The following is a 21,166-nucleotide window of genomic DNA, read 5'->3' as shown; positions in this document are numbered from 1 at the left end:
CTCATCCGTCTACCCCAAACACAACAGCATCTTGCGCACGCACCCAAATCCGGCCTGCACCGCGTGGCTGTGGTGTGTCGATGGTCAACCGGATCGTGGAGCCTGCCACATGGGCCTCCTGTTCGAAGTGATCCCCAAGGTAGCTTTCGGGACCGAACTCAACCTTGATTTCTGACGCATCATCGGTTGGGACGCAACGGATCAGATGCGGTCGGATCGCCAGAAGCTGCGCGCCTGCGGCCAAATCCGTAAGCGGCGTGCGCGCCCGAACGACCTGACCGTCGCCCAGGATTGCCTCACACGGGCCAACACGTGACGCGGCGCTGCCGGTCACCTCCAACAGATTGGCATTGCCGATAAAACTCGCGGAAAACGGGTGGATCGGGTCGCGGTAAATCTCTTGCGGTGTGCCAAGCTGTACAACCTTGCCACCACGCATCACCACGATGCGGTCGGACATGGCCAGAGCCTCGTCCTGATCATGGGTCACGTAGATCGTGGTAAGCCCCAATTCCTGTTGGATATCCTTGAGCCAAATGCGGGCCTGTTGGCGCAACTGGGCATCGAGGTTGGACAGCGGCTCGTCCAGCAACAACAGCGGCGGGCGAAACACAATCGCACGCGCCAGTGCCACACGCTGTTGCTGTCCACCGGACAATTCCCCGGGATAGCGTTTGGCAAGTGGACCCAGCTCAACCAGTTCCAGCGCCTGAGCGATACGGGTTCGCCTTTCGGTGGCAGGCACTTTGCGCAGCTTTAGCGCCATGCCAACGTTGTCCTCCACGGACAGATGCGGCCACAGGGCATAGCTTTGAAACACAACACCAAAACCACGCGCCTCAGGCGGCAGGAAGGTGCCGGATGCAGCATCCACCAACACCTGATCGCCAAAGGAAATGCGTCCGCCTGTGGGTTGGTCCAGCCCCGCAATCGCCGAAAGCGTTGTGGACTTGCCACATCCGGAGGGGCCCAAAAGGGTCAGAAATTCGCCGTCTGTGACGCTGAGGTTGATGCCGTCGATGGCAAGGGCAGTGCCGTATCGGCGCGAGACGTCTTTGAGCACGAGGTCAGTCATAGATCTTAACCTTGAAAAGGAGACGTGAGAGGATCAGCAGGACAGCGATCATCACGATTTGAAGGGTTGCAAAGGCTGCCAGTTCACCGACATCGCCGTTGGTCCACAAAGACAGCATCGTCACGCCCATGATTTCGAGACCGGGGGCAATCAGGAAGATGGCGATGATGTAGGACTTGAGGTGGAACACAAATAGCAAGATGAAACTGCCCAGCAGCGCGGGTTTGAGCAGGGGCACCATGATCATACGCATGGAGCTGACCCAGTCGGCACCCACCGTGCGCGCGGCCTTGTCGAGGTCACGCCCGATCTGGACAATCGCAGGTTGGATCACACCCAGCGCCAGCGGCAGGGTCGCCATGACATAGGCCACGACCATGATCCCGATATTGCCGCGCAGCCATCCCATCGGCGGCAGAATGATCGCCGCATAGAAAACCCCCAATCCCGTGATCATGCCGGGGATGACACGCGGAGAATAGGCCAGCGCCTCAAGTGTACCGGCGAACTTGAAAGACGAGCGTTGAATGACCAACGCCACTGCGACGGCAAGCACGGTTCCAAGCGCCGCTGACAGCAGCGAAATCTGGACCGTATTGCCAATCGCGCGCAGGTTGGCAGGATTGCCGAACAGTTGCTCGAAATTGCCTAGGGTCAGGACTTTGGTGAGTGGCACCAGAGGCGAGAGGAACGAGGTAAAGGCCCGCAACAGGATGCCTGCGATGGGCAAGACCACCGCGACGAGAAGAATGAGACCCGTCAAAAGTGCCATAGGCCATCGCAGCTTTCCAAGGCTCAGGACCATCGGCCGCGACCCCTTGCCCTTGACGGTCTCATAGCGGTGCCCTTGCCGCAGCAAGATGCGCTGCACCACGAGAGCAGAGCCCACGAGCAACATCAAAAGCAGCGACGAGGCGGCAACAAGCCCGTGGTTCGGGTCCGAGGCGGCAATCCCTTCGGCGTAAAGAAACGTCGACAGCGTGTCGATCCGCGCCGGCCGCGCCAGAAACAGCGGGATGGACAATGTCTCGACTGCAATCACCAGATTGAGCGCCGCAGAGGTGATGATCGAGGGCACCATTAACGGTAGAGTGACCCGACGCAGCACCTGCAAAGGTCCCGCCCCCACCGTGCGAGCGGCACTTTCCAACGTGGAGTCGACCGAGCGGACAGCGCCATAGAGGCAGTATAGATAGGCCAAGGGGGCTTGCGAAATTCCCGCAACAAGCGACATGCCCGCGATGGAATAGAGGTTCCACGGCGCACCACCTGTCTGCTGTGCAATCGTCTGGGTGACAAACCCTGACGGGCCGTACATGACCACCCAGCCAAGCGCAAAAATCAGGTGAGACAAATAGAGCGGCCACATCAGGACATCGCCCATGATCTGACGGCCCGGCAAATCAGTCCGGCCAATGAGAAGCGCCGCACCGATCCCCAGCACTTCGGCGATGATCACGCTGAACAGGGCAAAAATGCCAGTTGTGAGCGCGATGCCCCCAATTCGTTCAGACTGCACAATGTCGCCGATATTTGACAGGGTGAACTGCCATCCATCGGCGTAAAGTGGGCGGTCAACAAAGACCTGAAGCAAGATCGGCAAGGCTGGTGCCAGCATCAGCGCAGCGGTCACGATAAAAATCAACCATTGCGCCAGACGCGCCCGGTCAAAGGATCGCTGTACCCCGCCACCGCGAGACGCGCGGTCCGAGAGGGTCGCATATGTCATGGAATATCCTTTTCGGTGGGGACCGGCCTGCACCCGTGGAGCAAACCGGTCCTGTCCGGCTTACATCTTGAACGCAGCGCCCCAGCGGGCATTGAACGCGTCGAAACTCTCGACCATCTCGGCATCGTAGTCGATCAGGATCAGCTTATCCTCGGAGCCGATGGCCGCGATGACCTCATCCAGCGAATAAGCGTTCTCGCCTTCGGGCGTGACCCCCGGACGGTAGGCTGTAAGATTGCCATCCGCGACAGCATATTGGCCGGGTTCGGAGAGGACATAATCCAGGAACACGCGGGCGGCGGCCTGATGAGGCGCTTCCTTGGTGATGCCCATACCACGCAGGAAAACCGGCGTGCCGTCAGAGGGGAACGTCCAGCCCAAAACCTGCTCCAGCGCGGGGTCCATACGGCTCAAAACGACCGGTGCGGAGACAAAGAACGAGGATGCCAGTTCGCCTGTGAGCGTGCGTTCGATCATGCCACCTGCCCCGCCGCCGGGGCGGGTCATCGGACCTGCGGAGGCAAACCAATCCCACGCTGCATCGCCATGGAATTTGGCAAAAGCGTAACCGATCGAACCGCCAAAGGCGTAGCGCCCATCATAAGTCCCAACCTTGCCCTCAAACACCTCAGGGTGGGCAACGATATTGGAAAAATACTCTTTCATTGAAGACACCTGAAGGTCTTCTGGCACTGTCAGTTTGTTGTAGATCGTGACCATCGGATCGGTCGAAAACGTATAGAGACCGGCCTCTGGATAGGACCACTGCGGCAGGTTGGCCTGCTCGGGTGATGCATAGTCATCCAGCGTTCCCGTATCGACCGCACGCACCCAGTCGGGGATCGAATTGGCGATGATCAGATCGGCGCTCTGCACCCCGGTGCCGGTTTCCGCATCATATCGCGAAAAGGCCTCGGAGGGCCCCATCTCGATCATTTCGACCTCAATATCGGGATAGGTCGCGTTAAAGGCTTCAATGACCGGACCGAGGTTGGAGCTTGACAGGTTGGTGTAGATGAGCAGCGAACCTTCCGTCTGCGCTTGTGCGATCAGATCGCTGTATTCGGCGGGGTAGCCTTCGGGCACTGTTTGTGCCTGTGCCGTTTGGGCCATCAGCAACGCGCAGGCGCTGGCAATCCAGAGATGTTTCATTTGGAACTCCTGTTGAGGGTATGAACGGTGCTTGCTTGTTGTTGATCAAGCCAGTTTCGCAAAACATGCGAAGCCGCTTCGGCGCAGGGGGCAAGCGTATGCCCCACACCTGGAATGAGGGTTAGGGTTACTGGCGCACCCAGAGCCGTGAGGCTGTCGCGCAGCGCATGGACCTTGTCGATGCGCGTTTCCCCGGCGAGGCCTGCTTGCTCCGATCCAAAGCGTGTGCCGGGGCCGCGATTGACGACACCTTTTGCGCGATCCTCGCTCCCGACGAAAAGCGCCGTGGGCAGAGCGGCAAGAGCCTCCCAGTCAAGCTCTGCGCCCGTGGCCGCCTCAGCGCCGCCAAGACCGGGCCACCACGCCACATCCTCGCGTAGCAATGTCACGCCACCCGGAGCCGCAAGGATCAGCCCGTCCAGTTCGGCGGCGCGAAACAGAGCGTAACGCTGGGCAAACTGCGCCCCACCGGAAAAGCCAAACAGCCAAATGCAGCTCGGCTTCTCGCCCAGATGCCCCAGAGCGTCGGCCAGTATACAGTCCATGAGGTGCAGGTAATCTGTGCCTCCGCCGATCAGGAATTTATAATCATCACTCGCATCGTGTTCGTCGATCTTGGCCGGAAACAGCGGCGCAAGAAGGGATACGGCACCGCCAAGGTCCAGACCTTTCAACAGGCCTCGGACATCCCTGTCACTGCCATGGGCCGCGATCAGCAGCGGGGCCCCGGGAGCCTCGGCGGGCCGCAAGCCATAGCGCCAATCGGTGCCTGACAGAGTAACAGCAGGCAGGCCTTCCAATGGATCGGGTGAAGCATTGGACAGGCTGGTTTTGCAAGGCGCACGTGGTTTGGATTTCATCGCGGATCCTTCGATTCAGACGAACTATAGGCCTCGGTCTCCAAATGCACCATAATCGGCGCTAAAATTGGCGCCAATTTTTGACATGTGACTTTTTGCGACGTTTTCGACGCGCTCACTGCACTCTCAACTGGCATAACTGACCTCCCCGATCTCACGGGTTTGCGAAAGAACCGGTAAGCGGCGGCGTGTACTGGCAACAGTCTCCGCGTCAATGTCCGCCAAGATCACGCAAGGCGCGTCCCCGGCAGAGGCCAAGACCTCGCCCATCGGGGAAATGATGCGCGACTGCCCGAAGGTCGCAACACCATCTCGCGTCCCGCATTGTGCGGCGGCCACCACATAAGACCCTGTTTCAATCGCACGCGCCTTTAGCAAAACCTCCCAATGCAATGGACCTGTGATCGGAGAAAAGGAGGCCGGGATCATCATGACTTCTGCCCCCGCCGTCGCCAAGGCACGGAAAAGATAGGGAAACCGCAAATCGTAGCAAATCGACAAGCCAAGCGCATGCCCGGCCGCGTCACAGATCACAGCGCCTTTTTCGCCCGGGGACACGGCGCGACTTTCAATAAAATCGCCTGCCCCGCCAAGAGCCACATCAAAGGTATGCAACTTGTCATAGCACGCGATGATCCGACCCTCGGGCGAGATCACATGCGCGCGGTTCCAAACCCGTTTGCCATCCTCAGTGCGCACCAGCAAAGAGCCTGTGTGCAGCCAGATGCCCAACTCCGCAGCGAGTGACACACACAACGCCAGCGTCGTATCTTCGGCCTCGGGAAGGCAAAGACGGGGGTAAGCCATCTGATCTTTCAAAAGAATATTGGCGGCCTCTGGAAGGCTGACGACCCGCGCGCCCTGGCGGACCGCATCGCGCACAAGCCCCTCGATGGTGGCGTTGTTCTGTGCCACATCCGAGGTCGAGCACAGTTGCAGGGCGGCAAAAACAGTCATTTGGTGCTCCGGTTCAGGAAATCAGCGACAACAGACATGCACAGATCATGCTCTTCGACATGCGGCATATGGCTCGACTTACCCAGGATCAGCCACTGCGCGCCGGGGATGTTGTTGGCATAGGCCTCCGTTGCACGCGGGGTGGCTTCGTCAAAGCGTCCTGTCAGGACCAGCGTCGGGGCCTTAATCAGGTGCAGCCGATCCTCGATGGTCCAGTCTTTAAGCGTGCCGATGACGTGGAATTCCGTCGGCCCGTTCATCGTGTGATAAACGGTCGGATCGGCCGCAATCGCATCAAACGTCGCGACCACTTCCGCCGGCCAAGGGTCCATACGGCAGACGTGGTTGCGATAAAACACGTCCGTCGCCGCAAGATAATCAGGATGGTCAAACGCCCCTTTTTCTTCGTGGGCCGACAGCGTTTCATGCAAACCGTCCGGCAAATCGCGGCGCAGGCGCAGAGCTTCCTCCACCCATGTGCGAAACGAACTGGGCGAATTGGCAATGACGAGCGCCTTAAGTCCTTTCGGGCGCAAAACAGCATGCTCTGCCGCAAGCATTCCGCCCCAACTTTGCCCGAGCAGGCAATAGTCGTCCTGAATGCCCAAATGACGCAAAAGGCAATCCAACTCCGCCAGAAACAGCTCAACAGTCCAGAAATCGGAGGCGGCATCCGGCAAATGCGTTGAACGCCCGTTGCCAAGCTGGTCATAAAATACCACAGCACGTCCGGTTTGCGCGATTGCCTTGTAGGCATCCACATAGTCATGCGTACATCCCGGACCGCCATGCGCCACCACGAGCGGCGCAAGTCCGCTGCGCAGATTTCCAACCACCCGATACCAGGTCATGTACTCCCGAAACGGGCAAAGGCCGTCTTGGGCAAGTGTATGTTGGGTGTCGGGGGCAGCGAGCATATCGGGTGTCCTTGGTCGTCTGTATCCCTCCACTTTGCCGCAACGCAAATCCCCCGCGTAAGCTGCAACATTTTACACCCTGCCGACCACGCAAGGTTGTTTTAGACTGGTCCCAAAGTGGAGCCTGCACATGAACCCCCTGCGACAAACCCTTCTGTCCGGTAAAAGACTGCCCGCAGCCTTTCTGTTCCTAAACCAGCCCGATGTGGCAGAAATCATTGGGTTGGCGGGTTTTCCCCTGATGATCGTCGACCACGAACACGCGGCCACAGACCTTGGCAGTTCGCTACACAGCTTGCGCGCAATCCGCAGCACCACGAACGCCTTTGTCATGGCCCGTGCGCAGGACGGCTCGCCTGCCGCGATCAAACCGCTGCTCGATGCCGGTTTTGACGGGATCATGGTGCCGGATGTCCAATCAGGCGACGAGGCGCGTGCCATTGCGCAGGCGGCCCGCTATGCGCCTATCGGAAGGCGTGGCGCGCAGTTTACCGTATCGCGTGCGGCGCGCTATGGCGCGGATACGAACCATGCAGAGCAGGCGAATGAAAACCTTTTGGTCGCGATCATGATCGAAAGCCGCGCAGGACTTGAGGCCATCGACGACATTGCCGCGACACCCGGCATCGACATGCTGTTCCTCGGGCCACTTGATCTGACCACCGATTATGGTGCCTTTGGCGATCTTGGCTCCTCAGACCTGTCAGAAGCTCTTCTGAGGGCCGAACAAAGCATCCTGGCGACGGGAAAACTTCTGGGCGGGGCGGCGTTGCCAAATGAGGCCCCGGCCACTTTGTTCGCGCGCGGCTACGCCATGGTCAGCGCAACCTCGGATGTCGGGTTGATCAGGGACGCGGCAGCGCGGGCCTATCAAGAGATCCAGCGCTGACGTGTAGCGATGGCGACCGCATGACTGCGGTTCCGTGCTCCCAATTTCACGCCTGCCGCCTGAAGATGTTTGACCACCATGCTCTCGGAGCGATCCAGCGCATGGGCGATCTGTTTGGCAGATAACCCATTCGCCGTTAGCGACAGGCACTCCGCCTCGCGCGGGCTCAACAGGTTTCGCACCGGCGGTAAAACTGGGGTGAGTTCATCCTGCAACCGATGTGCCGCAAGGGCAAAATCGGCGAGAATTGTCTGCGCGCCTGCGCAATCAGGCAAAAACACGGTGACTGTCGCAAACCCCTGAGCTGGCAGATGCAGCGGCACCGTTACCCCGCGTGCCAGGGCCCAGCCGAGTAGACGCTCGGACACGTCCCCTACCTCCTCACGCTCCAAATCCCGTGTAATAAGAGAGGGCTCCTGTGGGTGATAGCTCCACGAAAAAGGGCGCGTGATGCCAGCGGCCATGTTTTGGACCGGATCCGCACGGTAAAGCGCCTGCCCGCACCAATCCGCGACCAAACGCTCGGCCCTCCCGCGGGCCTCGATCACATCCGGCAGCGCAAACTTGGCCGGATCAGGGGAAAACGGCGTCGTCGCATAGTCATAGATCAGGCCCAGTGCGCCCTCGGGGCAGGCCGCAAAAGCCGCATCGACAAGCTGTGGGACCGTCGCCATCCCTTAGCCCTCCGAGAGCATGTGGCTGTCCACGATGGCGCTGGCCCCGGAGAGATCACCAATGCGCTGTCCCGCCTCAACGCCATAAATCGTACGTTTGGTCAGCGCCAAGAGGGCGTCTGCCCGTGTCAAATTGTGTTCCAATTCCGTGGCGTGGATCGCCACGACACCCAAAGCATCGGCGAGGATCGCATCGCCTGCAAGGATCGGAACACCGCCGACAGACACGGGGCGATTGAGGGCGCCCCCCTGCCCTTGGAGCCGCGTGGTCAGCACCGAAGCCCCGCGACTAAAGACGGGCAAACCCATAGCGGCAAGTTCGGCCGTATCCGTGTGAAAACCGTCGATGATCACAGCCGCGGCCCCCGCATTCAGGATCGCCCGAGCCACGCCGCCGCCAAGGCAGGCCGCCGAGCGATCCCCCCGGCGGTCGATGACCAAAATATCGCCGGGTCGCAACAGCCCGGCGGCGTGGTGCAACAAAGTTGAATCCAGCCCCGGAAGGCTCAGGGTGACAGCCGTCCCGGTGACGGTGCCCGCTGGAAAGACCGGGGCCACACCGGGATCAAGCACCCCCCGATCCAGGAAGTGTCCAAAGAGGACAGTCTCAAAGCGTGCGAGCCGCGACAGGAGTGCGCCGGAGACGGCAGTGGGCATGGGGTCGATAGTATAGGTCATATCAGATTCCAGTTTGTTTTCTCTATTACGCAACCGGATAGCCTTGCTCGTCCACCTGATTTACTTAATCATATTGATAGAAAAAATTAATCACCGGAAACACGGATGCAAACCCACAGCCTTGAGACATTCTTTTGGGTGTCCCGCTTCTCCAGCTTTCGACGGGCTGCCGAGCGGCTCAATGTATCACAACCGACCGTGTCTGCGCGCATTCGGGGACTGGAGGAAGAACTGGGCGTGACACTGCTGCGCAGAGACCGAAGCCTGACACTCACCGAACAGGGCCACGAACTCTTGGATTATGCCCACAAGGTTTTGCGTCTGACAGAGGACCTCTCTTTTCACAAAGCGGCGCTGCCTGTTGAGACGCGGCTTAGGATCGGGGCAAACGGGCCAGTGGCCGCGACGTGGTTAATGCCGCTGGCGACGCGCCTTGAGGATGCCCAGCCGAGCCTGCGCCTCGAAATCGAGGTCAATCAGTCGGCCACCCTCCTGCAACACCTCGCGACGGATCAGCTCGACCTTGCTTTCTTGTCCGAAGACCCGCAAGATCCGCGTCTTCGGCTTGAACCTATAGGCGCGTATAAAATGGTTTGGGTTGCAAAACCGGGCCTGTCGCCCCCCCGGCTATCAGACGCAGAACTCGGCATCTGTCCCATCATCAGCTATGGATGGAAGTCGCCTATCCACGACCACACCCACGCGCCCGCCTTTGGCACCGCGCGGCATCGGCGCTTTTTGCACACCGACAGCATATTCATGATGATCCGTCTCGCCATTGAGGGCGCAGGCTTGGCCCTTTTGCCTCTTGCTGCGATCTTACGCGAGGTGGCGGAAGGCCAGTTGGTCATCGTGGACGTGGAAACCAATGCGATGGACCTACCTCTCCTCGCCGCCCGCCCCCGTTCAAAGCGCAGCGCTCTTGCCGATCAGGCGCTGGTACTGGCCAAGACCCTGATGCCGCTTAATCTGAAAAACTAGGCCGAAACCGCACCGGAATTCTCGAATGCACTGCCCGCTTATTCCCAAAGCGGTGGTTCCCAAGCGCACCATAAAGAGCCTGAAGCATGCCACGTTCCTGTTTCCAGCGAACGGCGCGAGGGTACCCTCCTTGACAGTAAGTGGCGCTTCCGTGACGAACCTGTCCCATAGGGCATCCTTCCATTCCTTCGAAAGGATCACACCATCAAACCGTGGGTTCAAACATCTAGGCGCCGCGAGGCTACGGGCTTTTATATCTTCTGCCAGAAGGCCGAGACATAGGCGTCTTTCGGAAGTCGGCCCGAAGCGCGCCAGGCGGAGCGAACCGATGTGGCCAGCTCCCGCTCTCCCGCGAACCAGAGGAAGATATCCCGCTCATCGGCAATCGCGGCCTTCGCGTCCTGTCCCATATCCTCACGACGTTCCGGCTCGGCGTAATCGATCTGCAGCTGCGGATGATCGGGCAGAGGATAGGCCGCGCCGGCGGCGTCGGTGTAGAGTGTGATACGCCCGGTCGCCTCGGGATTGGTCTCGAGAATGCGGGCGATCGCGGGGAAGGCGGTTTCATCCGCGAAGCCCCGCAGTTCGCCCGACACCAGGCATCCGCCGCCGCCAGGGGCCATGACCAGTACCTCCTGTCCGGGCTGCGCTGTCCGTGCCCATTGCGTTGCGCGCCCCGCCGCGTGCTCGAAGAGATCGAAGCAGAGCTTCCCGCGGTCCGCGTCGACCGAGCGCGCGGTGTAGACCGGAAGGTGCAGTCTGTCCTCGCCCTTGGGCCACTCGGTTGCGCCGTTCTGTGCCACCCTCGGCCAGCGCGCCGCGCGTCCCTCTGGCGGGATGCCAAGACGGAAGTGGATCGCCGTGTCTGAGAAGCGCGCCACGTCGCCCTGTAGCGTCACGCGGAGGAAGCCACCCGCGAGCGGCGCGACGCTGAGCACGGTCATGATCACGGCATTCGCGGGCAGACGCCCCTCCGTCGGGGCATCGCGCCAGCGGATCGCGTCCGCGACCTTCGGGTCCGCCGCCGCGATCTGCGCCACGATCGTGTCTTTAAGGACCTGCAGATACTCCGCATGCGGCGCCCGGATCTCGACCTCGAGCCCCTCGGCCCCCGGCAGGAAACTGATCCGGCCATAATAGGTATCGAGCGAAAGACCCTCTGCGTCGTCCTGCGACACGGGCAAGTCATGCTCGCGGGCCTGCGCGAGCGCGGCCTGTCGGAGCGGCGCATAGGCGAGGCCGAGAGGAGCGGTACGGGCAGTGATTTCAGGCATGCGACCTCGCTTTCTGTCCGGCGACGCGCCAGACCATCGGCAGCGCGGCGAGCGAGAGCGCGCAGGCGAGGCCGAAGAAGACGCCATAACCGAGATGTTCCGCAAGAAAGCCTGCGGCGGTCCCGGCGACCATCGAGATCGCGGCATCCATGCATTGAAATAGGGTGAAATCGACGCCACCCTGACGCGGATCGGACCAGCGCATGAACTGTCCATAAAGCGCGACGAAGCCGAACGCCATCACGGCGGCACTTACCACCATCGCGGGCGGTGCCACCGTGGCCGCCGGCAGGATCACGTCGCCGGCCGAAAGCGCCACGACCGCGAGGATCGCCGATTGCAGCGCCACGGCACCGACCAGAACGCTCCGCGCCCCGAAGCGGCGCACGAATGCCCCGCCAAGCATCGCCCCGAGAAAGCCCAGCGTCAGGCTGCCGACTCCGCTCAGGATGCCGAGCTGCGCCAGATCGTAGCCGGCATCGATGAAGAATGGGCCGAACATGCCCATCGCGGTCTTCTGCGCCACCACATAGAGCGCAGCGACCAACAGGCCCTTGCGGACCTCCGGGCGTTCGAGCGCTGCTCTGAGGCTCGGTGTATGCGTGCGGGGCTGGAGCCTCGGACTGCGGGCGATGCGCGCGAAGGGCAGGCAGAGCACCGCAATGACCAGCGCCATGGCCCAGCTTGCGCTGAGCCATCCGGCCCGATCCACGAGGATGAGAAAGACGCCGCCGCCGATGGCCGAGCCGAGATAGGCGCCGGCGACCTGCGCGGCATTGCCCCAGCCATAGCGCGTGTCCTGCAACGCCGCGACGGCATAGCCGTCGCAGGCGATGTCGACGGTGGCGGTCGCGAAGGCCGCCATCATAAGGACGGCCAGCACCGGCAGCACCGGAAACGGGCCGATGAACCCGACCGCCAGCAGCGCGACGGTCACCACCGCAGCGCCGCACAGCACGATCATCGCGGACCGGTCGCGCCCGCCATCTGGCAGGCGAAACCGTTCCACCGGAGGCGCCCAGAGGAATTTCAGTGCCCAAGGCAGCACCAGCAGAGAGACCAGCCCGATCTGGTCGAGCGGCAGCTCCTGCGCCCGCAGAACACCGGGCAGCCCGGTCCAGGTCACACCACCAATGACGCTTTGCGCCACGTAGACGCCACCGATGGCACCGATGACGCCCCAGTGTCCCCCTTGTCCGGACATCAGAACCGGTAAGCGACGCTGGCGGTCGCGGTGCGGCCCTCGATGCGGTAGCAGTTGCCCGCGCTGCAGGTCTGGTCGGTGTTGTCGAAGACGTTCTTGACGTTCACCTGCAGAACGAGCCCGTCATATCCAAGCTGGCCGAAATCATACGACAGTGACAGGTCGGCGAAGAACAGGTCGTCGTTGCGGAAGCTGTTGGCATCATCGCCCCAGCTCTCGCCGACATAGCGCAGACCGCTGCCGAAGCCCCAGCCCTCGAGCACGCCGGCGCGTGGCTCGTAAAAGGCCCAGAGCGAGGCGGTGTGCTCGGGGGTTGCGGAAAGTTGATTGCCCTTGGTGCCCGAGGCCCCGCGTTCGATTTCCATATCGAGATAGGTATAGGCAGCGGTCATCCGCAAATCGTTTTCGAAGTTGAACTGCCCCTCGAGCTCGAGGCCGCGCGAGCGCAAGTCGTACGGAACCTGCACCTGGTTGAGCCCGCCGAACTCCGTCGGGTCGACTGTCTGGAACACCACGCCATCTTCCTGCTGGATGTCGAAGAGCGAGGCGGTGATCAGGCTTTCAGTGTTGGGCAGCTGGTACTTGAAGCCGATCTCCTTCTGCACTCCGCGGGTCGGATCGCCCGAGCGTCCGCTGTTCGGCGCATCGGGCCCGTCGAAGACCAGCCCGGTCGTCGGCACGAAGCTGCTCGACAGGTTGGCAAAGAGCGACAGGTCGTCATTGAGGGCATAGCTGACGCCGATCCGGCCCGAGAAGCCCTCGTCGGACTTGTCGGTGCCGGTCTTCGCAGCATCGAAGGTGGTGGTCTCGACCCAGTCGTAGCGCCCGCTGAGGAAGACCGTCCAGTCGCTGCTCTTGATCTGGTCGTGCAGGTAGAGCCCGAGTTGTTCGGTCTCCTGACCGCCGGAATAGGGTTGGTCGATCGCGTCGGTCTCGTCCGCCGAGACATAGCCCACGCCGCCGTAATAAGCGTCATAGGAGGCATCGCTGTAGTCAAGCCCGGTCACCAGCGTGTGGTTTAGCGCGCCCGTCGTGAAGAACGCCTCGACGCTCGTGTCGACGGCGAAGGTTTCGGAGTCTTCGAGATAGTGTCCCCAGTAGCGGCCAAGGTCGGGGGTCGCAGCGTAAAGCCCGCTGAACTCGAGATCGGCATCGACCTCGGAGTAGCGCAGGTTCTGGCGCAGGGTCACGCTGTCGGTCAGCTCGTGTTCGATCTCGTACCCGAGGCGCCATTGCTCGTTGTCGAAATCGTTGTAATCGGGATCGCCGGCGTAGATGTCTGAGGCCTCGCCAAGGGATGGGTTGTAGTAGGAGGCTGTACCTCCGCGCGTGGACTTGGCGTATTCGCCGAGCAGCGTCACGGTGGTCCGGTCGGTGAGCTCGTAGGTCACTGCCGGCGCGATCATGGCGAGGTCGTCGCGGTAGCCGTCGAGCGGCGTTGCGGCGTCGCGCAGCACCCCGGTCAGCCGGTAGCTGAGGCGGCCATCCCCGACCGGCCCGGTAAAGTCGAACTTGAGCTCTTGATGCTCCTCGGTGCCGAAGGTCAGCTGCACCTCGCGGAACGGATCCTGCTTGGGCCGCTTGGACACGATGTTGACGATGCCACCCGAGCCACTGACGCCATACATCGACGACGACGGCCCCTTGAGCACCGAGACCGCCTCGAAGCTGTAGGGGTAGTTCTGGTACCATGCCGACGGGCCGTTCACCTGCCGCAGCCGGTCGCGGAACAGGCCGGTGTAGTACGACGAGAAGCCACGCAGGTAAATCGCGTCGTAGCGGCTGTCGAAGCCGAAGTTGGTGGTGCTGGCGCCGGAGGTATAGCCGAGCGCATCGAGCAGCGTGCGCGGTTCCTGATCCTCGATCTGGTCCTGCGTCACCGTGCTGATGCTCTGCGGGATGTCGCGGATCGCCGTATCGGTGCGCGTTGCCTGCCGCCCGCTCTCGGCGACATAGCCGTTCTGAACCAGCGTGTCGTCGCTTTCCGCCTCGAGCACGAGGGTCCCGAGATCAAACCCGGCGCCATCCTGCGCCATGGCGCTCGTGGCGAGCATTGTGGTTGACGCCGCTGCAAGACCGGCGAGCAGGGCAATTCGAGAAACAAGCATGGGAGCCTCCATCCTGGTGGCCTTGGCTGTTTCATGGCTGAGGCATCGCTTCTCGCCTCTTGACAGTTTTTGTCGGATAACGTCAATCCACCTGCCCAGATGACGACCTATTGAGGCATGGCGTTTGTATCTTTGTGGCAACAGGTCCTTGGCAGGCGTGCTTTGGCCTGCCGTTCCGTTTTCCAAGCGGCGCGACCGGGAGCGGGGCGCCGAACTGCCGGCAGGCGCGGACGATGACCAATCGCGCTGATGTCTTCAAAGCGCGTCTTGGCGTCCGACGTAGCGCCGTGAGCGAACCGCCAGAAGCTCTCGACATGATAACGTGCCATCAGATCCATGACTTGGGACAGGTGACGCGCAGGGGGGCGGGGGCAGGCTTGCCATTCCCAATTTTTTGTCAGGAATTCGTGGGGCGCCAGCCAGTTCCCGCCATGCAAGCCCGACCTCATGTGGATCGACTTGCGGCAGACCTGATGCCGAGGCCCATGCCATGTTGCTGTGCGAAGGCAATGACACCAGCGCCTTCCTTGCAGAGGTCTCGTCGCTGGCAATGGGCCTGCGGTCGCCGCGCCCGGCGGTCATTGATCAGTAGGGCGGCAAGGCGAGCTCACTGGTCTTAAGGCTCGGTTCCCGCGACAGGGCCGGGGCGCCAAGAGGCTGAGCTGTCATGCCCGCTCCAATTCCCAGTTTATCCGGCTTACTGCCCAACTCGTCCGCACCATCTTCTGTGCCTCCTGAAGGGCACGGGACCATGCTTTCATGAGATTGTGAAGGGGGCGGCAGGCCCAGGTACAAGCCCGACTCATTGGGTCACCGGCCCCGCCTCGAGCCGTTCGGCGAGATCAAGCATTCGGATCACCGTCCGTAGGCTTATTTGAGACGTGTGAAGCGACGCTCGTCGCAGTGTTTCGACCATCGCCTCGCTCGAGGGCTCCGAAATCCCGCGCTTACCCCCCTGCTGCAAGCCGAAGTCGATCAATTCCTCCAGGGATGGGGGCCTCAGTTTAAGCGGGGGGCAACGGCTGAGAAGCGGCGCTGGAAGCTGGCGGTAATCGTTCGAGGTCATCACCCATCCGATCCAGCCCATATCGAACCTGACCTCGAAAAATGGGCAGCTCCAGTTGCCAGCCGTCGCCGACTCCAGCAGTGGCAGTAGAGAAGTGGTCAGATCAAAGCTGCGCCCGTTGCTCGAATGTACAGATCCGGCCTTCTCCACCTCGTCGATGATGACGATCGGATTGCCGACCCGGCTCTGCATGATGGTCTGAAGCACGCGGCCGGGGGCGGCGTTGTTCCAACCGCGCTGCGAGCCGACCACCCCGAAGCTCGCACTTTCGTTGGTGGCCTCCACGGAAGGCCGACACCCCAAGACCAAGGCACGGCAGCGCTTCCTGGCACCAGGCGACCTCGCCGCTTTCCATGAGCGGTTCGTGACCCTGCGCGGCCTGGCCGTCGAGCTTGGCATGCCCTGGCAGGCGCTCCGGCCCAAGCTGGCGGCTGCGGGGATCGAGCCTTTCAGTCCAGACGGGCAGGACTACGGTGCGGTTTTCGAGCGCAATGTCGCTACCGCAGCTGACCTTGCTTCCACGAAACCAAGAAGCCAACAAAACAAGGAGAAAGACGGAGAATGAAATACCTCATCACGACATATGACCGCCATGATGTGACGGATCATGCCAACTACTGCGAAGCTCATCAAATCCCATGCATCTACGCGCTGGTTCTGGGCGAAAAATGTACTGTCTTCGTTCACTGCGAAAAACTTACTGGCCCCCGGAGCCAAGCCATCAAAGCCCACGAGGCCGAGTTTGCGGAATTTATCGCTCGTCTCGACAACACCTACGCGGAGCCCGCTTGGATTCAGCCAACCCTGCCAATGTCGTTCTGGTATCACGACCTGCCTGCTTCAGCTGCGGAGGACGTGGCGGAAGAGACATATGAATTCTTGAGAGAGATCCTGGCTCCGTTCGACGAGAAGTAGGTGACGAGCGGCTTCGCCACGCGAGGCATACCACTTGCGAGACAGACCAGGCCACTTGGCCAGCATTGCGGTCGAGCTGAAACGGGATCCCCCAAAGCCCTCGGTCACCCCGCTTCACGGCATGACGAGCGCAAACCCCGATGCAGTCTTTGCATCGGGCTTCATCCCTGGCCGGCGGTGTCACGCCCACCACATATTGCACTCCCGACAACGAAATAAGGAGAAGACACACATGGACTATTCACCTGACGACTGGGTGATCTTGGACGTTTCATTTGCGACGCGGGACAGAGCTTTCACTCAGCTCAGAGTGTTGGGCGGCTGGCGCGGCGGGTATCTCAGTGGGGATGCATGGCGAATAAACTCAGGCATCCAGACCATTCATGCGGATGAACTCGAATACCGCTTCCTTGGTCGATCAGGCTCCGTCTATCTATGCCGTCGCGGTGGATATCGCATGTCACGCATCATGGCCTCCGGCCTGACAGAGCTGAGGCGTCAGCCGAGCGTTGTCGATGCAGAGATTCTTGAAGACCGGAATTGGCTTGAACCAGGGCTCCTCGAAGCACTTCTCTCGACAGCGGCTGACGATACGGCGGCGAAGTGACTTTGGCTCGAGACCTTCGCAAGTCGGCTAGGCGCTGCTTGATGCGCGGGTGTGAGGCCTCAGCCGGCAGTGCTGCTGCTTCCGGCCCAGAGCCGCCTTCCACCGACCACGCCGCTGCCGCGCCACAGCTTCACCGGACCAGCCATTCGTCCATGGCGCAGCATTTTCGGAGGATGAAGGTCGGCAGAGCGGGACGAAGCGCTCCTTGGATCCAGTCTCAGAGTTGTGACAGTGTGGTGGTTAACTGCATGATAAGTCTTGGAAGCGCATCAGGTGATGTTGCATCGAACTCAGTGATCGAAAAGCTTCGCTTGTCTTCATGACACGGCAGAAAATAGAGTTCAAAGCTATTCTGAAAGACTTCAACTTCGACAGTACCGCCTCGCCAAAAAAGGCGTACGGTAGGGTAGTAACCCGATGCAGCCGACTCTGGGAAAAGGTCGGCGGCCTTAGCGGCCTTCAGTAGTTCGGTCGCATGTTTTATCGCGGTATCATCTGGTGTCTGATTACCAGACCATTCCCAGTCTATGCATTCCCAAACTAAATCCATTTAGTTTACGCCTCAAATGAACAGCATAAATCTAACTCCGGCGATATCGCTTCAACAAGCAGAAAGGGCTCAAACCGGACTTGCGGCGGCGCAGCAGGGGCAAGCGCCTGGTCGCCCCTCGTGCGTCGTCGCTTCCGGCCCAGAGCAGCCATCTGTTGTTTTTACAGGCGCCGGAGTGCAACTTCCGCATTCCGGACATTCAGACATCTAGCTGCATCTGCCAGACCTTATCGACTGAGCCTCGCAGTCTCTGATACCGCAGGCTAGGATTGATGATTAGGATTCGGAGATCAGAAGGGAAGCGACATGACAATCGGCAATCCGACTAGGTGGCTGGCGAAGGTGTCAAATAAGTGTCGACGAATGATGGAGCTTTCTGTAGTCGCAGTTCGAGACGCGGAAACGCTTGCTGTCGGGAGCAGAGGAACGCTAGAGGCTACGAAGTCGGCGTTGGAGGCGATATTCCCAGACTTGTTGGAACTCTTGCCGGGAGATTTCCCGGCCAGTCGCGTAAATGACTTAGGTCGCCACATCCACTTTTGCCAAATTAATGACTGCATCGACATTGCGGCATTTGACATTCCAGACATTCTTGAAAAGGCGGAAGTTTACGCTCAGGAACATATTCCAGAAACGCCCTCGGGAGAGATTGGGGACTACTTGCACCCACTGTATCGAGCGCGGTTGGATAGAGAAATCTTAATTGCTGATCCAGACTTCCACGGCCTCGTTGCAAAAGCATGCATAATGTTGGGGGACGCTTTCAAGTACAAGGCTGGTGCCGTAGATGATCAAGACAGTGAAATAGGAAGAGCTTTCAAAGTTGACAGCCCGAAAATAAAAGTTCTACCAGAATTAGAAAGCTCAACCGCCAAGAACTTTCAACGTGGGACAATGCTGTTGTTGCAGGGTGTGCGAGCGTTTTACCGAAACACACATTTGCACGGGCAAATTTCAACAACTAAGCGACAGGCCATCCACGCTCTCATCATTATGTCCATGTTGAACGAAATCCTGGATGCTGCTCAAACAGTCGGAAGTGAAGACGCGTAAGTCGGCCCTCTCCGGACATTCGAGAGGTTCAGCTTTGCTGCGGCGCAGCTTCCCCGAACCGCCCCTTCATGACATCGTGCAGCGAAACAGCGCCCCTCTAAGTCAGCTTTGCGGGGCTTAGCAGGCCTTCCATATATAAATGCAGAACACCGCATTCAGCCGTGGTGACATGACGGGGCACCTGCAAACTCAGGCACCTCGTCTCCTTCTGGATTGGAGGTAATCCACGAGCGCTGTGAGCGCGGGCGATTTCTGGTGCCTGCCGGGATAGTAAAGGTGATACCCCGCCCAGAGCGGGCAGAACTCTTCCAGGCACGCCCGAAGCTGGCCCGCCGCCAGGTCCTCCGAGACGAAAGGTTCGAACAGGTAGGTCAGCCCCTGGCCCGCGCGTGCGGCCTCGATCAACGTATGGGCATCGTCGGCTATCAGCGGACCGTTGACCGCAACCTCCGCCCGGCGTTCTCCCTGCCGGAACGCCCACCGGAACAGATCGCCGTGGCTTGCCTGGCGATAGTTCAGACAGGCATGATCGGCGAGGTCCTCGATACCCTTCGGCACGCCACGCCGGGCGAAGTAGTCCGGTGAGCCAATGACCACGGCGCGCAAGTCGGGACCAAGGGGGACAGCCGACATGTCCTTCTCCAGGTGCGCGCCCATCCGGATTCCTGCGTCGAACCCGGCTTCGACGATGTCGGTCAGCTGGTCACTGATGCGCAGGTCCACGGTCACGTTCGGATATTGCTCCATGAATCCCGTCAGCGCGGGGATGATGATTGCCCTTGCCGGGTAGCCGATCGAGGTCAGCCGCAGGGTTCCAACGACGCCGCTGCGCGCTTCCTTGAGCTCCGTCAGCCCTTCCTCGATCAATCGCAGGGCCGGGCTCAGTGTTTTCAGAAGACGCTGTCCGGCCTCAGTCGGGCGCACGTGGCGCGTTGTCCGCGCCAGCAAGGGCACCCCGATGCGGTCTTCCAGCGCGGCGATCGCTTGGCTGATCCCCGACTGCGCACGCCCCAGGCGCAGGGCGGCGCGGGTAAAGCTGCCCTCCTCGGCGACGACCTGAAACAACTGCAAATCGGGCAGGTCGCGACGATCCATTTATAGGCCTCACTGATAAGCTGTATCACTCGAAGCAGTATAGTGATCGTTCGTGGCTATGGCTACCTTTCCCCTGACACTGATTTCAACATTCCACAGAGGTACTGAAAATGACCAACCTTCGCACTCTTCTCCTGTCCGGAAGCGTGGCGCTCGGCACCATGATGGCCGTGCCGGGCATGGCGGCCGCCGAAGTTCACAACATCGTTCTGGTTCATGGCGGAAACGTCGATGGCAGCACGTGGCGCGGGGTCTACGACCGGCTGATCGCTCAGGATTACGACGTCACAGTGACGCAACTGCCGATGACCTCGGTCGAAGACGACGTCGCGGCGGTGCGGCGCAGCCTGGACGTGCAGGACGGCCCGGTGCTGCTCGTTGCGCATTCGTATGGCGGCATCGTCATCACCGAAGCCGGCATCGACCCGGATGTCAAAGGCCTCGTCTACGTCACATCGTTCCAGCCTGATGTCGGGGAAAGCGGCGGCGACCTGCTGGCCACGGCGGGCAGTGATTTCACCGCCGACAAGCTGACGATCACCGACGATGGCTTTCTCATGGTCGGTGACGATGCGTTCCTCGCCCTGGCGGGCAATGGTCTTTCGGAAGAAGACGCGCTTTTCGTGGCAAGGTCGCAGGCATGGGCCAACGCCGGGAACCTTGCGCACAAGGTCACGTCCGCGGCATGGCAGGACAAGCCGAGCTGGGCGGCCGTCGCGACCGAGGACCTTCTGATCTCGCCGAAGTTGCAGCGCCGCATGGCAGAGCGCGCCGGTTCGACACTCGTTGAGATCGAAAACGGCCACATGCTGCCGATGACAAACCCCGATGAAGTGGCCGAGGTGATCGCGCAGGCCGCCAAGGCGGTGAACTAACTACGCACTCCGATGCGGACCGCTTTGGCAGTCCGCATGCTATTCCCTTCATGCAAGGTTGTTGCCTCCACCATGGGCTTGGTCGGGCAGAGCATCGTACTCCACGATCCACCGCAGTCTCGTCTGCCAGCCCGGCCCTACGCGGCAAGGTGACAATCTGGGCGCGGAACTGACGTTCGCCGTGCGCCGCCCGACCGGTCGGTGTCGGACAGAACTTCACGCCAGAACCGTGCGATCAAGAACGGGGGAGCATCGCCGAGCGATCAGCGGCAGCCATGCGACGGCGGAAATCGGCATGGCCAGTCCTCGCAAGACCGTGAAGGGGTTCGCCGGTGGGCTTTGTTGCACAAATCGCTTCAGGGATTCACTGTGTGAATCCAGCATGATAGCTGGGCGACATGAGCAGTTGGGCCCCTACGAAGTACAAGACCAGGAACTGGCCTTCGTACAACACATCGCTGAAGCAACGCGGATCGCTATCGATTTGGTTTGATCCGGACACTACCT

21 protein-coding genes and 1 pseudogene are annotated in these 21,166 nt (G+C 60.7%); 8 read left to right on the top strand and 14 right to left on the bottom strand.

Annotation, left to right across the window (positions count from 1 at the left end; genetic code table 11):
* Position 1 precedes the first annotated feature (1 nt).
* The 6 genes from J4E08_RS23400 to J4E08_RS23375 all read right to left on the bottom strand — a co-directional run bounded on the left by J4E08_RS23400 (position 2) and on the right by J4E08_RS23375 (position 6,690).
* Positions 2–1,075 (bottom strand): ABC transporter ATP-binding protein, encoded by a 1,074-nt coding sequence (locus J4E08_RS23400; RefSeq protein ID WP_349540567.1) that lies wholly within the window; start codon positions 1,073–1,075, stop codon positions 2–4.
* A complete protein-coding gene (locus J4E08_RS23395) occupies positions 1,068–2,804 on the bottom strand; it encodes an ABC transporter permease (protein WP_349540566.1) in 1,737 nt (578 codons plus the stop codon). Before J4E08_RS23395 ends, J4E08_RS23400 begins: the two co-directional genes overlap by 8 nt.
* Before the next feature lie 60 nt (positions 2,805–2,864).
* Entirely contained in the window at positions 2,865–3,956 is a 1,092-nt protein-coding gene (locus J4E08_RS23390; RefSeq protein ID WP_349540565.1) for an ABC transporter substrate-binding protein, read from the bottom strand.
* Positions 3,953–4,816 (bottom strand): alpha/beta fold hydrolase, encoded by an 864-nt coding sequence (locus tag J4E08_RS23385; protein ID WP_349540564.1) that lies wholly within the window; start codon positions 4,814–4,816, stop codon positions 3,953–3,955. Before J4E08_RS23385 ends, J4E08_RS23390 begins: the two co-directional genes overlap by 4 nt.
* Positions 4,817–4,942: 126 nt before the next feature.
* Positions 4,943–5,773 (bottom strand): carbon-nitrogen hydrolase family protein, encoded by an 831-nt coding sequence (locus J4E08_RS23380; protein ID WP_349540563.1) that lies wholly within the window; start codon positions 5,771–5,773, stop codon positions 4,943–4,945.
* Positions 5,770–6,690, bottom strand: coding sequence for a proline iminopeptidase-family hydrolase (locus J4E08_RS23375; protein WP_349540562.1), 921 nt, complete (start codon positions 6,688–6,690; stop codon positions 5,770–5,772). The genes J4E08_RS23380 and J4E08_RS23375 overlap by 4 nt, the downstream gene beginning before the upstream one ends.
* Before the next feature lie 130 nt (positions 6,691–6,820).
* Here J4E08_RS23375 and J4E08_RS23370 point away from each other — a divergent pair, with 130 nt between their 5' ends.
* Complete coding sequence (locus J4E08_RS23370) at positions 6,821–7,579, top strand: HpcH/HpaI aldolase family protein (protein WP_349540561.1); 759 nt, start codon at positions 6,821–6,823, stop codon at positions 7,577–7,579.
* On the opposite strand, the gene J4E08_RS23365 is transcribed toward J4E08_RS23370, so the two are convergent.
* Together J4E08_RS23365 and J4E08_RS23360 are read right to left on the bottom strand one after the other, a co-directional pair.
* Positions 7,561–8,253, bottom strand: coding sequence for a helix-turn-helix transcriptional regulator (locus tag J4E08_RS23365; protein ID WP_349540560.1), 693 nt, complete (start codon positions 8,251–8,253; stop codon positions 7,561–7,563). The two genes, J4E08_RS23370 and J4E08_RS23365, sit on opposite strands and share 19 nt — an antisense overlap.
* 3 nt (positions 8,254–8,256) lie before the next feature.
* Positions 8,257–8,931 (bottom strand): RraA family protein, encoded by a 675-nt coding sequence (locus tag J4E08_RS23360; RefSeq protein WP_349540559.1) that lies wholly within the window; start codon positions 8,929–8,931, stop codon positions 8,257–8,259.
* 105 nt (positions 8,932–9,036) lie between these two features.
* On the opposite strand from J4E08_RS23360, the gene J4E08_RS23355 reads away from it, so the two are divergent.
* A complete protein-coding gene (locus J4E08_RS23355) occupies positions 9,037–9,912 on the top strand; it encodes a LysR family transcriptional regulator (protein ID WP_349540558.1) in 876 nt (291 codons plus the stop codon).
* A gap of 251 nt (positions 9,913–10,163) precedes the next feature.
* Here J4E08_RS23355 and J4E08_RS23350 read toward each other — a convergent pair whose 3' ends face one another.
* The 4 genes from J4E08_RS23350 to J4E08_RS23335 form a co-directional block, all read right to left on the bottom strand.
* The gene (locus J4E08_RS23350) at positions 10,164–11,186 is read right to left on the bottom strand and encodes a siderophore-interacting protein (RefSeq protein ID WP_349540557.1); all 1,023 of its coding nucleotides are present in this window, start codon (positions 11,184–11,186) and stop codon (positions 10,164–10,166) included.
* A complete protein-coding gene (locus tag J4E08_RS23345) occupies positions 11,179–12,390 on the bottom strand; it encodes an MFS transporter (RefSeq protein WP_349540556.1) in 1,212 nt (403 codons plus the stop codon). The genes J4E08_RS23350 and J4E08_RS23345 overlap by 8 nt, the downstream gene beginning before the upstream one ends.
* A complete protein-coding gene (locus J4E08_RS23340; RefSeq protein WP_349540555.1) occupies positions 12,390–14,498 on the bottom strand; it encodes a TonB-dependent siderophore receptor in 2,109 nt (702 codons plus the stop codon). The genes J4E08_RS23345 and J4E08_RS23340 overlap by 1 nt, the downstream gene beginning before the upstream one ends.
* A gap of 802 nt (positions 14,499–15,300) precedes the next feature.
* Entirely contained in the window at positions 15,301–15,849 is a 549-nt protein-coding gene (locus J4E08_RS23335; protein ID WP_349540554.1) for a P-loop NTPase family protein, read from the bottom strand.
* Between the two features lie 79 nt (positions 15,850–15,928).
* On the opposite strand from J4E08_RS23335, the gene J4E08_RS23330 reads away from it, so the two are divergent.
* From J4E08_RS23330 to J4E08_RS23320, 3 genes are all read left to right on the top strand, one after another.
* Complete coding sequence (locus tag J4E08_RS23330) at positions 15,929–16,129, top strand: hypothetical protein (RefSeq protein ID WP_349540553.1); 201 nt, start codon at positions 15,929–15,931, stop codon at positions 16,127–16,129.
* Entirely contained in the window at positions 16,126–16,479 is a 354-nt protein-coding gene (locus J4E08_RS23325; protein ID WP_349540552.1) for a hypothetical protein, read from the top strand. The genes J4E08_RS23330 and J4E08_RS23325 overlap by 4 nt, the downstream gene beginning before the upstream one ends.
* A 232-nt stretch (positions 16,480–16,711) precedes the next feature.
* A complete protein-coding gene (locus tag J4E08_RS23320) occupies positions 16,712–17,086 on the top strand; it encodes a hypothetical protein (RefSeq protein WP_349540551.1) in 375 nt (124 codons plus the stop codon).
* A gap of 217 nt (positions 17,087–17,303) precedes the next feature.
* Here J4E08_RS23320 and J4E08_RS23315 read toward each other — a convergent pair whose 3' ends face one another.
* Positions 17,304–17,636 (bottom strand): hypothetical protein, encoded by a 333-nt coding sequence (locus J4E08_RS23315; protein WP_349540550.1) that lies wholly within the window; start codon positions 17,634–17,636, stop codon positions 17,304–17,306.
* A gap of 306 nt (positions 17,637–17,942) precedes the next feature.
* Here J4E08_RS23315 and J4E08_RS23310 point away from each other — a divergent pair, with 306 nt between their 5' ends.
* Positions 17,943–18,689, top strand: a complete 747-nt coding sequence (locus J4E08_RS23310) for a TIGR02391 family protein (RefSeq protein WP_349540549.1) — start codon at positions 17,943–17,945, stop codon at positions 18,687–18,689.
* Between the two features lie 189 nt (positions 18,690–18,878).
* Here the strand turns inward: J4E08_RS23310 and J4E08_RS23305 are convergent, their stop codons facing one another.
* Positions 18,879–19,784 (bottom strand): LysR family transcriptional regulator, encoded by a 906-nt coding sequence (locus J4E08_RS23305; protein ID WP_349540548.1) that lies wholly within the window; start codon positions 19,782–19,784, stop codon positions 18,879–18,881.
* A 110-nt stretch (positions 19,785–19,894) separates the two neighbouring features.
* Between J4E08_RS23305 and J4E08_RS23300 the strand changes: the two genes are divergently transcribed.
* Positions 19,895–20,659 (top strand): alpha/beta fold hydrolase, encoded by a 765-nt coding sequence (locus J4E08_RS23300; RefSeq protein WP_349540547.1) that lies wholly within the window; start codon positions 19,895–19,897, stop codon positions 20,657–20,659.
* 398 nt (positions 20,660–21,057) lie between these two features.
* Positions 21,058–21,166 (top strand): annotated as a pseudogene (locus J4E08_RS23295) (IS5/IS1182 family transposase); the annotation flags it as partial.

Source organism: Sagittula sp. NFXS13 (genome assembly GCF_040148795.1).
GTDB classification, from domain to species: Bacteria; Pseudomonadota; Alphaproteobacteria; order Rhodobacterales; family Rhodobacteraceae; genus Sagittula; species Sagittula marina.
This window is presented reverse-complemented; position numbering and strand designations above follow the sequence as displayed.

Excerpts from the sequence above, each read along its gene's own strand:
- J4E08_RS23400 (WP_349540567.1), bottom strand. The coding sequence starts at position 1,075 with ATGACTGACCTCGTGCTCAAAGACGTCTCGCGCCGATACGGCACTGCC.
- J4E08_RS23395 (WP_349540566.1), bottom strand. The coding sequence starts at position 2,804 with ATGACATATGCGACCCTCTCGGACCGCGCGTCTCGCGGTGGCGGGGTA.
- J4E08_RS23390 (WP_349540565.1), bottom strand. The coding sequence starts at position 3,956 with ATGAAACATCTCTGGATTGCCAGCGCCTGCGCGTTGCTGATGGCCCAA.
- J4E08_RS23385 (WP_349540564.1), bottom strand. The coding sequence starts at position 4,816 with ATGAAATCCAAACCACGTGCGCCTTGCAAAACCAGCCTGTCCAATGCT.
- J4E08_RS23380 (WP_349540563.1), bottom strand. The coding sequence starts at position 5,773 with ATGACTGTTTTTGCCGCCCTGCAACTGTGCTCGACCTCGGATGTGGCA.
- J4E08_RS23375 (WP_349540562.1), bottom strand. The coding sequence starts at position 6,690 with ATGCTCGCTGCCCCCGACACCCAACATACACTTGCCCAAGACGGCCTT.
- J4E08_RS23370 (WP_349540561.1), top strand. The coding sequence starts at position 6,821 with ATGAACCCCCTGCGACAAACCCTTCTGTCCGGTAAAAGACTGCCCGCA.
- J4E08_RS23365 (WP_349540560.1), bottom strand. The coding sequence starts at position 8,253 with ATGGCGACGGTCCCACAGCTTGTCGATGCGGCTTTTGCGGCCTGCCCC.
- J4E08_RS23360 (WP_349540559.1), bottom strand. The coding sequence starts at position 8,931 with ATGACCTATACTATCGACCCCATGCCCACTGCCGTCTCCGGCGCACTC.
- J4E08_RS23355 (WP_349540558.1), top strand. The coding sequence starts at position 9,037 with ATGCAAACCCACAGCCTTGAGACATTCTTTTGGGTGTCCCGCTTCTCC.
- J4E08_RS23350 (WP_349540557.1), bottom strand. The coding sequence starts at position 11,186 with ATGCCTGAAATCACTGCCCGTACCGCTCCTCTCGGCCTCGCCTATGCG.
- J4E08_RS23345 (WP_349540556.1), bottom strand. The coding sequence starts at position 12,390 with ATGTCCGGACAAGGGGGACACTGGGGCGTCATCGGTGCCATCGGTGGC.
- J4E08_RS23340 (WP_349540555.1), bottom strand. The coding sequence starts at position 14,498 with ATGCTTGTTTCTCGAATTGCCCTGCTCGCCGGTCTTGCAGCGGCGTCA.
- J4E08_RS23325 (WP_349540552.1), top strand. The coding sequence starts at position 16,126 with ATGAAATACCTCATCACGACATATGACCGCCATGATGTGACGGATCAT.
- J4E08_RS23320 (WP_349540551.1), top strand. The coding sequence starts at position 16,712 with ATGGACTATTCACCTGACGACTGGGTGATCTTGGACGTTTCATTTGCG.
- J4E08_RS23315 (WP_349540550.1), bottom strand. The coding sequence starts at position 17,636 with ATGGATTTAGTTTGGGAATGCATAGACTGGGAATGGTCTGGTAATCAG.
- J4E08_RS23310 (WP_349540549.1), top strand. The coding sequence starts at position 17,943 with ATGACAATCGGCAATCCGACTAGGTGGCTGGCGAAGGTGTCAAATAAG.
- J4E08_RS23305 (WP_349540548.1), bottom strand. The coding sequence starts at position 19,784 with ATGGATCGTCGCGACCTGCCCGATTTGCAGTTGTTTCAGGTCGTCGCC.
- J4E08_RS23300 (WP_349540547.1), top strand. The coding sequence starts at position 19,895 with ATGACCAACCTTCGCACTCTTCTCCTGTCCGGAAGCGTGGCGCTCGGC.